At 65.5% G+C, this 9,885-nt stretch carries 9 protein-coding genes and 2 pseudogenes; 3 read left to right on the top strand and 8 right to left on the bottom strand.

What is annotated here, in order from left to right; translation table 11 throughout:
* From BLQ77_RS09960 to BLQ77_RS09950, 3 genes and pseudogenes are all read right to left on the bottom strand, one after another.
* Positions 1-695: pseudogene (locus BLQ77_RS09960) on the bottom strand (transposase); the annotation flags it as partial.
* Between the two features lie 410 nt (positions 696-1,105).
* The gene (locus BLQ77_RS09955; RefSeq protein WP_089958428.1) at positions 1,106-1,939 is read right to left on the bottom strand and encodes an NAD(P)H-binding protein; all 834 of its coding nucleotides are present in this window, start codon (positions 1,937-1,939) and stop codon (positions 1,106-1,108) included.
* On the bottom strand, positions 1,932-2,378 hold the full coding sequence (locus tag BLQ77_RS09950) for a nuclear transport factor 2 family protein (protein WP_089958426.1): 447 nt from the start codon (positions 2,376-2,378) through the stop codon (positions 1,932-1,934). The genes BLQ77_RS09955 and BLQ77_RS09950 overlap by 8 nt, the downstream gene beginning before the upstream one ends.
* A gap of 56 nt (positions 2,379-2,434) precedes the next feature.
* Between BLQ77_RS09950 and BLQ77_RS09945 the strand changes: the two genes are divergently transcribed.
* The gene (locus tag BLQ77_RS09945) at positions 2,435-3,070 is read left to right on the top strand and encodes a TetR-like C-terminal domain-containing protein (protein WP_008883270.1); all 636 of its coding nucleotides are present in this window, start codon (positions 2,435-2,437) and stop codon (positions 3,068-3,070) included.
* Between the two features lie 313 nt (positions 3,071-3,383).
* Here BLQ77_RS09945 and BLQ77_RS29835 read toward each other — a convergent pair whose 3' ends face one another.
* From BLQ77_RS29835 to BLQ77_RS09935, 3 genes are all read right to left on the bottom strand, one after another.
* Positions 3,384-3,554 carry a hypothetical protein gene (locus tag BLQ77_RS29835; protein ID WP_165617067.1) on the bottom strand — a complete coding sequence of 57 codons (171 nt, stop codon included), beginning with the start codon at positions 3,552-3,554 and terminating at the stop codon, positions 3,384-3,386.
* An 85-nt stretch (positions 3,555-3,639) separates the two neighbouring features.
* Entirely contained in the window at positions 3,640-4,074 is a 435-nt protein-coding gene (locus BLQ77_RS09940) for a VOC family protein (RefSeq protein ID WP_089958424.1), read from the bottom strand.
* 124 nt (positions 4,075-4,198) lie between these two features.
* Positions 4,199-5,062: an NAD(P)H-binding protein gene (locus tag BLQ77_RS09935; RefSeq protein ID WP_165617066.1), complete on the bottom strand. Its 864-nt coding sequence runs from the start codon at positions 5,060-5,062 to the stop codon at positions 4,199-4,201.
* A 78-nt stretch (positions 5,063-5,140) separates the two neighbouring features.
* On the opposite strand from BLQ77_RS09935, the gene BLQ77_RS09930 reads away from it, so the two are divergent.
* Together BLQ77_RS09930 and BLQ77_RS28140 are read left to right on the top strand one after the other, a co-directional pair.
* Positions 5,141-6,082, top strand: a complete 942-nt coding sequence (locus BLQ77_RS09930; RefSeq protein WP_242661680.1) for a LysR family transcriptional regulator — start codon at positions 5,141-5,143, stop codon at positions 6,080-6,082.
* 462 nt (positions 6,083-6,544) lie between these two features.
* Positions 6,545-6,682 (top strand): annotated as a pseudogene (locus BLQ77_RS28140) (IS5/IS1182 family transposase); the annotation flags it as partial.
* A gap of 80 nt (positions 6,683-6,762) precedes the next feature.
* Here BLQ77_RS28140 and BLQ77_RS09925 read toward each other — a convergent pair.
* Both BLQ77_RS09925 and torA read right to left on the bottom strand, forming a co-directional pair.
* The gene (locus tag BLQ77_RS09925; RefSeq protein ID WP_089958419.1) at positions 6,763-7,272 is read right to left on the bottom strand and encodes a DUF2478 domain-containing protein; all 510 of its coding nucleotides are present in this window, start codon (positions 7,270-7,272) and stop codon (positions 6,763-6,765) included.
* A 91-nt stretch (positions 7,273-7,363) separates the two neighbouring features.
* Entirely contained in the window at positions 7,364-9,832 is a 2,469-nt protein-coding gene (gene torA, locus BLQ77_RS09920; protein ID WP_089958416.1) for a trimethylamine-N-oxide reductase TorA, read from the bottom strand.
* Between the last annotated feature and the right edge of the window lie 53 nt (positions 9,833-9,885).

Here is a 9,885-nt window from a genome sequence, read left to right as displayed (position 1 = left end):
CGTTCGGACTTGTCGAAGACTGGAATATGCGGGGCAGTCTTGCGCTCTACCTGCCAGCCCAGCATCGGCCCGGTGCCGCAGGCGGTATCCGCGATCAGGCGCTCGGGATGGAGGTCGAACCTGGCCTTGACCCGGTCCAGCATGGTCCTGGTCGAACCGACCTCTGCTTGCCGGATGGATCTCGTCGCCTCTACGTCCACAATCACGCCATGGTCCATGTCGATCAGGTTGTTGTCGGAATAGCTGAAGAATGCCGGCCCCTTGCGAGCTGCCGTCCACTGGCTGGCCGGATCCGAGTGGGAGGTGAACTTCGGCTGGACCTCGCTGGCGGCACCGAACGCGGCCTCGTCCAGCGTCTCGGGATACTCGCGATCGGCCCGCGGGGCATCAGCAGGATCGACCTGCGCCGGATCCCACTCTTCCTTCGGAGTAGAGTTCTGCTTGTTGGCATCGGCCTCGATGAAGCTGGCATCAACGGCCATGCGCTGGCCGCTTACCAAGCCCTCTTCAATGCACCGCGCGACGGTCGACTCGAACAGGTAGCGCAGCAACTCGCTCTCGCGGAAACGGCCATGCCGGTTCTTCGAGAAGGTCGAGTGATCCGGGACCCGGTCGCTGAGGCCAGGGTGGCAAAACCAGCGACAAGCCAGGTTGAGATGAACTTCCTCGCACAGCCGCCGCTCCGACCGGATGCCGCGGCCTGAGCCGGAACCCTTGGCAGCCGGCTCGGCCTCGATCGGGTTCATTGGGCGTTCCCGACGATCGCCGTGGCCCAGACTGCCGGCGCACCTCTCTTCGGGCATCTCATGGCGGGTCCCGGCGCCGGGATGATCTCCTATGCCATCGTCGCGCTTATCGCCGGGGCTTTCCACGCGCGGAGCTCGGCAGATCGTGCGCCAGCTTAGGGCTGCGAGAAAGCCAGACGCTGTTGAAGCGCGCGGAAAGGGCTCGAAGCGGGCCTGCGCCGGCGCCACGGTGCGGAGTTCCGGTGACGCTCCGCGGACACGTCAACCGGCACAGTTGTGCTCGCGGAGGTCAGCCAAGGGCACGGCTGGCCTTCGACCTGAGGCGATCCACTCGGCAGCGCCTTGAAGGATCTTGGATGTCACGGCTGCCAGCTGGCGATGTTGTCTGTGGCAAACGCCTGGAAGGACCCCGGCGCTTGCCCCGTCAGTTGCGCCACGCCATCGGTCGTCCGGTCTTCGACCCCGGTTCCGATCGTGTCATCGAGACCAGCGAGGATGCCGGCGTAGTCCGGCGGCAGGCCCTGCTCCTCGAAGCGAAGGGCCATATGCCGCGTGGAGAGGGCGACGTGGCGGATCGTTCTGCCGGTCACCTCGGAGAGGATGCCGGCGGCGTCCTCGTAGCTGAGCGCCTCCGGGCCGGTCAGGATCCTGTCGTCGTTGAGCGGTTCGGACGATGTCAGGCAGGCGACGGCCGCAGCGGCGATATCCTCGGCGTCGATGAAGCCCACCCGGGCGCCGCCGGTGGCGCTGTAGATCGCGTCTTCCTCGCGAATGGTGCGGGCGTGGGGCCCTTCGGAGAAATTCTGCATGAACCACGAGGGGCGCAGGACCGCCCATTCGGGCGCGCTGTCGGCCAGCCAGTCATGGGCCGCGCCCATCATCGGGCCGTCCCGCTCGAGCAGGGAGGAGCTCAGCAGAACGAAGCGGCGCACGTCGCGCGCCATGGCGCCCTCGAGAAGGGGGCGCATGACATCGAGGTGGTCGGTCCGATCCGTGGGGGCGACGACATAGGCCGCGGAGCAGCCGTCGAAGGCCGCGACGGAGGCCGGATCTGCCCAGTCAAAGGACCGGTCCCGAGGATCCATCGGCCTGCGGGTTCCGATGGCGACTTTGGCGCCGGTGGCCTCAAGGCGATGGGCCACCCGCTGGCCGGTCGTTCCCTTGCCGCCGATGACAAGAACGCGGTCAGACATTGGTGGCTTCCCCCGCATAGGCTTTCGCAGCAGCCTCGGCTCCGCCGAGGGCGTGGACCGCGACGAGCGGGTTCCAGTAGTCGCGGTAACGCGCGATGCGGCCCTCGCGTAGGGTGACGACGGAGATGTAGTCCTGGTCATAGGGCAGCCCCGTCGCAATGCCCTCGCCCCTGCAGGAAAACTCGAAGACCACCGTCTCGTCCGCGGGGTGGACGGCGTGGAGCGTGAACTCCCCCAGGTGCAGCATCGGACCGAGCCGGGCCAAGTGATCCGCGAGGGCCGCGAGGCCCTCCAGCCGCCGGGGGAGGCCCTCCGGCGCATAGGGAAACTCGAAAAGCACGTCTTCGCAGAAGAGATCCACCATCTCAGGCCCCGCATCGAGCCGGTCGCCGAGGGCGCCGCGCAGAAGACCGGAAAAACTGTCGAACTTGTCGTTCATGAGGAAGGCTCCTATGGGTGGAACGGTAGCGTACCGACCAATTAGGAGCAGAACGGATGGAACGCAACCGTTCCGACGAAAAAACACGGCGCAAGCCCTCCGGAGCGGCCGTCCCGCGCGCGGATCTGACCGAGGCGCTTTACCGCGCGTTCTTCGAGGAATGGGCGGAGCGCGGTTTTTCGGCGCTGAGCCTCGAACGGGTCGCCGCCCGCGCCGGCGCCGGCAAGGCCGCGATCTACCGGCGGTTCCCGTCACGCCTGGCCTTCGCGGACGCCGCGATCTCGACCCTCGGTCTGCAGATTGCCTTGCCGCAGGCAGAGCACAAGACGCTCGCGGAGGACATCCTCGCGCTCTTGCTTCGAGCGCGGGCCGTGCTGCGTCATCCGCTCGCCCGCCGTATCCTGCCCGACCTGCACGCAGAAGCCGCCAGATCCGCTGAGATGCGCGCGATCAACGACCGCCTGGCCCTAGCACGACGCGAACAGGCGGAAGCGCTCTTGAACCGCGCCGTATGCCGGGGCCAGTTGCCCGAGCAGGTCGACCGTGACCTCGCGCTCGATCTGATGGTCGCTCCGCTTTACTGGCGGATGGTCGTCCGGGGCGTGACCCCCTCCCGCGCGGAGCTTGCCATGCAGAGCCGGGCGATCGAGGCGGGCCTGAAGGCTTCGACCCGAGACCGCGCTCGACAATAGGAAATACTCGATCGCGGCGTGTGAAAGGCCACGGGCTTCACATCCTTCGCATGTCATGGAAAAGCTCGAAGGAGACCAGCGGCAGCGCCGTGTGATACGATGTAGCGACGACACCGGGTCGACGAAGAAGCGGTGTGCGGCGGAACGAAGCAAAATGTCATGTCCGCGGCCAACCCTGCAGCCAACCGTTCCTGCCGCCCATTCTGAAACAAGAGACAAATAGTCGGCCAGAAACGGCCGCCCATGCCGAAGCACGTCGGGGCGATCCGCGTGCGCCTTGAGATCTCAGGAGGCACCCGCGATCTTGCGCACTTCAACCTTCCAATCGACAGCCAAGCTCCTTGGTTGTGACCTCGCGAAACGGGAGGTCACGGCCCTCTAACCGCCTCGTCGAGGGACGCATCCGGTCATCGCTGAACAGCAAATCGCTCACCGCGAGAGTCGTCACGACATGCGCGGTCGCGCTCGCGTCGATGATGGACATACCCGCATCCAGTCCCATCGGAACAGTGGGTCGTTTGAGGCTTCCCTTCACTCACATCACAATCAGCGTTTGAGTCGACCCGTCCTCATCCCGGCTGAAAGAACTCCAGAAGCATGCCCTCGTTGTCGTGGATGAAGGCGAAGCGCGATCCGCTGCCGTCGGGAACTTCGCGGGGCGGAGCGACGATCTCCACCTGCCGGTCCCGCAGATCCGCCATGGCAGCGTCGAGATCAGCAACCGCAAGTGCGAGATGTCCGATCCCGCCGATGCGGAGGTTCGTTTCGGGCTTGCGCCGGTCATCCGTCATCGGCGCGGCTTCTTCGTTTTGAAAGAGTTCGATCCGGATGTCGCCGCGCCCGATGAAGGCGGCCCGTACACCGGGCCAGCCGTAGCTGGAGAGCAGCTCAAAGCCGAGCGTCTCCCGATACCAGGCGATGCTCGCGTCGAGGTCGCTCACGGTGGCGCCGACATGGTGAAGGCTGGACAGGGTTATAGGCTGTGTCATGTCTTTGGTCTCCATATGTGAAAGTCTGCAAGGGCCGTTGATCTCTGGGCGCCCGGTTTCGGCTCGGGGCGACCGTAGTTTCGAACGGGGTCCGCCAGGTATCTTGGCCATCCGCGGGGCGGAGCGCCCGATGTCCGTTTCAGAGCGACGCATTGGCCAGAACGTCCCGCATCGGCACCGGGTCGCGGCCAAGAAGGCGTGCGAGGGTCGGATCGGGACGATCGAATTCGCCCGCGCGCGCTGCGCGGAAGTAACCCAGCATGATGGCGATCGCGCCCTCGGGCACGTCGTTCTGCCGCGCAGCGCGCTCCATCTCTTCTTCCGACACCACGTCCCGCGTGATGGCGCGGCCCGTCACGTCCGACGCAAGCCGCGCGAGATCCGCCAAGTCGAGGGTCTCGGTTCCGGTCAGCGGAGGCGTGGGTCCGTCGATGATCTCGTCTCCTGCGAGTAGCCGGGCATCGACCTCGGCGAGATCTTCATGTGTCGCCCAGGCAACCCGGCCGTCCTGGGGGCCGGAAAGCCTTCCCTGCGCGAAGCCGCGGGCGTTCATCCCCAGGGCGCGCTCTGCGTAGAAGCCATGGCGCAGCGCTGTCCAGGCCAGGCCCGACTCGGCCAGCATGGCCTCGGTCGCCGCGTGATCGCGTCCAGGGGGAAACTGCGACTCCGACGAGGCCGATATCTGGCTCGTGTAAAGCAGGCGCCCGACGCCGATCTCGCGCGCCACCTCAATCGCCACGCGATGCTGCGCGAGCGGATCGCCCCCGTTTGCGGCAGCGTTCGAGGACACGAGTAGTACCCTCTCCGCGCCCTCCCATGCGTGGCGCAGGCTGAAGGCGTCGTCGTAGTCGCCGCGCCGCACGCGGATACCGGCCTCGGCCAGCTTGGCCTCCTGTGCGGGGTTGCGGGTGCTGATGCCGATCCGACCGGTCGGCACCAGTGTTCTGAGGTGATCCACGACCCTCCGGCCGAGCTGTCCGGTCGCGCCTGTGACGATGAGCATACCTTCCTCCCGATTGCTTACAGGTGCGCCGGACGATGCGACGCCACCACGCCAAGGAAGTGGCTGTTCTTGTTCTCGGTGACTACGCACCAATTCTCGAATACTGTGTTCTCCATGAAGAACAGTGAATCCCTGGACGACCTCGCGATTTTCCACACCGTTGTCCGCGAGGGGGGATTTCGCGCTGCCGCGCGGCGATTGGGTCTTGCGCCGTCGAAGGTCAGCACCACGGTCGCGCGGATGGAGGCGGCGCTTGGCGTCTCCCTGCTGCGGCGCACCACGCGCAGCATGGCCACGACGGATGCCGGCCGCGCGCTGGCCGACCGGATCGGCCCGCTTCTCGCAGGGCTCGATGCAGCTCGCGCCGAGGTAGCAGAAACTGCCGATTCCGTGCGCGGGCGACTCAAGTTGAACGTGCCGGGGGCCGTCATGCCCGGCGTGCTGCCGTCGCTCCTCGCCGCGTTCCACGGCCGCCACCCGGAGGTGGAGGTCGAGATCGTGGTGGAGAACGGCATCGTCGACATCGTGGAAGCCGGCTGCGATGCCGGCATACGCTACGATGAGGTGCTGGCACAGGACATGGTCTCGATCCCTATCGGGCCGCGGACACAGCAGATCGCACTTGCTGCCGCCCCGGATTACCTCGAGGCGCGCGGCACGCCAGCGGCGCCGCGGGAGCTTACCGAACACCAGGCCATCCGCTACCGCCTGCCGGATGGTCCGCTGCTGGCCTGGCATCTGGTTGAGGGTGGCCGGATTGTAACGGCCGAGCCGATCTCGCGCCTGATCCTCGGCGTCAACGCGATCGACACTGGTCTCGGTTTCGCGCGCGCGGGCATTGGCATCATCGCGACCTTCCGCAACTGGCTGGAGAAGGATCTTGCGAACGGCGATCTCATGCCGGTGCTGCCCGAAAACTGGCCAGCCCGCGGCGGGCCCCGCCTATACTACCCCAGCCGCCACGCTCCTCGGCCGCTGCGTGCCTTCATCGAAGTGTGCCAGAATCACCATGATGGCTGAACGCAAGTCGAGCCGGACACCTTGCGATACCTAGCCCGGGCATTGAAGGCAGGCCCGTCTGCCAAACTATTCGACCCTGCATGTCTGGTAGTCGACGCCGCGATTACCAAGTCGGCTCTCCAGCCTCGGCCAAAGTCGGCTCGCTGGGGCAGCCAGAGGGTCCGACTCGTTCTCACTCAAAGCCGGAAGATGACGGTTGCGGCGAGTGCGATCGCTGAGAAGAAGGTCTTCGGGCATCCTGCGCATCTACAACTGTTTCCACCCGGTGCTGCCGGAGGAAAATGCTGTGAAACACAGGCTTGACAATGATCATGAGAACAGGCTGCTGAAAAACTCCTCCCTCGACGCCGATTGCAGAACATGATTCACCCGCTGCGGATCAACGGCGGAGACAGGCAAGGGGCCGCTGCACCTGCTGATCCCTCTCGGGACAATGCTGCGCAATGCCCTGCCGGTCAGTGGATGCATTGTGTGAAACTTCCGGGGCAGCGCCTCATGGCGGGGGACTTCAACCGCCAGGGCGCGGAGATTCGGGTCCGCATCGCGGTACTCAACGGCGACACCGCGCTTGGCATTCCCGTCACGGCAGCTGTGGGATAAGTCCCTCCGGGGAAAGGGGAACCACGGCCATCATCTGATTTGTGCAACAGAGCCCTGAACCTCGCGCAACCCCGGGCCTGTCAACGTGACAACACCTGCCGGAGCCATCGGATGATACCTGACTCCTCTGGGACAAGTTGTTCCGCCAAATCGCCAGCGAAGGCCAGAAAGGCCGGAAGGTTCAGTCGGTTCACGCCGATAACCACAGGAATATCCCGATCGAGCGCTTCGACAATCAGGCTGCAGAAGCCGCGCCCGACGGTTTCCTGCTTGCCGAACTTATTGACGATCAAGACATCGGCACCGGCAAAACCCGCCGACACCTCGGCGACAGCCAGTTCGAGCGCACCCGCATCCAGCCTGCACCCGCGCGAGCCCGGCCCCAGGTTCTGGTTAATGACAAGAAGCGGGCCGTCCGGCAGGATGCGCAGGGCGGTCTCGCAGGGGTGTTGACCGGGTTTGGCAGCGGCTGACTGAACAACACCCGAGGGCCGGATCCCGTCATTGCGCAACCGGTCTGCGACGCCCCCCAGGATCAGACCTGCGGCACCGCGCCCTTCCATCGTCAAGTAGCCAAGTTTCACGTTCATTTCCCTCGCTGCAGCGCCCGACCGCTGCCTCGGGGCCGCCCGTCCCACCTGCGGGATGGCGGCCCGGAAGCCTGGTCCATGGCGCGTATGGTCAGGCCGACGGCTGGCTGAAGACCGTCACCTTTGGCAGCGGGCCGTCATAGCGCTCGACCTCGGCCACACCGGTATGACCGCAGTTTCCCTGCGCCAGTTTCGAGGTGGCGATGCCGGTCGTAAGGATGTTGACGTCACCATAGGCGCACAGACTGCCGATCTGGCGCGGATTTTCCGGATCGAACCAGCCGCCCTCGTTGATGCGCACGACCCCGGGCATGATCTCGTCGGTGATCTTCAGGCCGGCGAGCATCTGGCCGCGGTCGTTGAAGACCCGCACCACGTCCCCATCGGACAGGCCGCGCTGTTCCGCATCCGCGGGGTTCATCCAGCAGGGCTCGCGCTCCGCGATCTGATAGCTTTCGCGGTTGACGGTGCCGCAGAGCTGCGAGTGGAGCCGCATCTGCGGGTGGTTCGCCGCCAGGTGCAGCGGGTACTTCGTGTCGGGACCGTCAAGACGTTCGATCGGCTCCATCCAGGTCGCATGCGGCGGACAATCGTCATAGCCGTATCTTTCGATCGCAACGGAGTAGAGCTCGAACTTGCCCGACGCCGTGCCGAGCGCGTTCAGCAACGGATCTTCCCGGAAGTCGGCATGGCGGACAAAGTCCTCCTGCACCTCCGCCACGGGGAAGGCGAGCGGCTTGTTGCTGTCCCAGAAGACGTCAAAGACCGGCATCTCCATGCCCTTGGCGCGGGATTCGATCTTGGCCGCCTCGTAGATCTTGCGGATCCAGTCCATCTCGGTCAGGCCCTGGGTGTAGGCATAGCCCTGGCCGAGCTTTTCGGCGATGTCGGCGAAGATGTCGAAATCGCTGCGTGCCTCGAAGACGGGCTCCACGATCTGCTTCATCGGGACGATGTGGCTGAGGGCGTAGTCCCCGACCTGTTCGATGTCGTTGCGCTCATACGAGGTCGTTGCCGGAAGCACGATATCGGCATGCCGCGCCGAGGCGGTCCATTGCACGTCATGCACGATGAAGGTGTCCAGCTCGCGCCAGGCGCGCAGCATCTCGTTGCGGTCCTGTTGGTGCGAGAAGGGATTGCCGCCAACCCAATAGGCCATCTTGATGAGCGGCAGCTCGATCTCGTGACCGTTGAACTGCATCGTCTTGCCGGGGTTTAGCAGCGTTTCGACGAAGCGCGAGACCGGGATAGAGACTGCGCCGCCCCCCGCCAGCCATGCCGCGCCTTCGGTCGACTGGCCCGAGGCATCGTCGACGGCCTTCAGGATCGGCGTGGTGTGGGTGGGCGATCCGCCAGAGGAATAGTGGTAGCTCAACCCATAGCCGCCGCCCGGCAGGCCGATCTGGCCCAGCATCGCCGCCAGCGTGATCAGCATCCAGTGGACCTGTTCGCCATGGTGCTGGCGCTGCGTCGAATAGCCGAGCGCGAGCATCGTGCGCTTGCTGGCGAACCGCCGCGCCAGATCGCGAAGCGTGTCCGCCGGAAGGCCGCAGATCTCGGCCGCCCAGTCCGCCGTCTTCGGTGTGCCGTCGTTCTCGCCCAGAAGGTAGGGCAGGAACTTGTCGAAGCCCGCCGTGTAGCGGTCGAGGAAGGCCTGGTCGTGAAGCCCCTCTTCATAGAGCGTGTGGGCGATGCCCAGCATCATCGCGACATCGGTCTGCGGACGCGGCGCGATCCATTCGCCGTTCAGTTCCTCGCAGGTTTCGGTGCGCACCGGGTCGATGCAGATGACCGGAGTGCCGGCGTCCTTCATGCGCGCGATACCGGGCCAGGCGCCATGATCCGCGACCTGCCAGGAAATCTGCGAGTTGTTGAGCGGGTTGCAGCCCCAGAACACCATCAGCTCGCAGTTTTCCGCGAGGTTGTTCCAGGTCGTGCACTGCTCGTAAACCTCGAGCGAGCCCGAAACATAGGGCAGGATCACCTGCGCCGCACCGGTGGAATAGTCGCCCGAGCTGTTGGTGTAGCTGCCGGTCAGATTGAGCATGCGGCGCAGCAGGGTCTGGCAATTGTGGATCTTGCCGGGGCTTTTCCAGCCGTAGGAGCCGGCAAAGAGCGCCTGCTGCCCATAGGTCTCACGCACCCGCACGATCTCGTTCGCGACAAGCTCGATGGCCTGCTCCCAGCTCACCCGGACGAAATCGCCCGCGCCGCGGCCATCCGGATCGGCGCCGGGCCCCTGTTCGAGCCAGGCGCGCCTGACCATGGGATAGCGAATGCGCGATTCCGAATAGAGCGAGTCCATCACGCCAGGAAGCTGCGGCGACGGCTGGGGGTCTTTCTCCCACGGCTTGAACTCGACCGCGCGGCCGTCCTCGACGATACCGTAGAAGACGCCCCAGTGGCAGCCCGAGACCACCCCCTGCGTCCCGGTCTGCGCGGCAGCGCCGCGTGCGAAGAGCGGCAGGCCGGCTAGGCCGAGCGCGGCGGCCGATCCCTTGAGAAAGCTCCGCTTGGAGAGCGACGGGCCGTCCAGCGGTGTCTCGGAGTTGTTGGTCATAGCCTGTCCTTTCAGATCGAAACCGAAGCAGGGGCCCGGTCCGGGGCCCCGCC

Source organism: Salipiger thiooxidans (assembly GCF_900102075.1).
Classification (GTDB): Bacteria; Pseudomonadota; Alphaproteobacteria; order Rhodobacterales; family Rhodobacteraceae; genus Salipiger; species Salipiger thiooxidans.
The sequence above is the reverse complement of the archived record's forward strand: the minus strand, read 5'-3'. Positions and strand labels throughout refer to the sequence as shown.

What these genes read in the sequence shown, in the direction of transcription:
- BLQ77_RS09955 (WP_089958428.1), bottom strand. Translation starts at nt 1,939, where the DNA reads ATGTCTGACCGCGTTCTTGTCATCGGCGGCAAGGGAACGACCGGCCAG.
- BLQ77_RS09950 (WP_089958426.1), bottom strand. Translation starts at nt 2,378, where the DNA reads ATGAACGACAAGTTCGACAGTTTTTCCGGTCTTCTGCGCGGCGCCCTC.
- BLQ77_RS09945 (WP_008883270.1), top strand. Translation starts at nt 2,435, where the DNA reads ATGGAACGCAACCGTTCCGACGAAAAAACACGGCGCAAGCCCTCCGGA.
- BLQ77_RS29835 (WP_165617067.1), bottom strand. Translation starts at nt 3,554, where the DNA reads ATGTCCATCATCGACGCGAGCGCGACCGCGCATGTCGTGACGACTCTC.
- BLQ77_RS09940 (WP_089958424.1), bottom strand. Translation starts at nt 4,074, where the DNA reads ATGGAGACCAAAGACATGACACAGCCTATAACCCTGTCCAGCCTTCAC.
- BLQ77_RS09935 (WP_165617066.1), bottom strand. Translation starts at nt 5,062, where the DNA reads ATGCTCATCGTCACAGGCGCGACCGGACAGCTCGGCCGGAGGGTCGTG.
- BLQ77_RS09925 (WP_089958419.1), bottom strand. Translation starts at nt 7,272, where the DNA reads ATGAACGTGAAACTTGGCTACTTGACGATGGAAGGGCGCGGTGCCGCA.
- torA (WP_089958416.1), bottom strand. Translation starts at nt 9,832, where the DNA reads ATGACCAACAACTCCGAGACACCGCTGGACGGCCCGTCGCTCTCCAAG.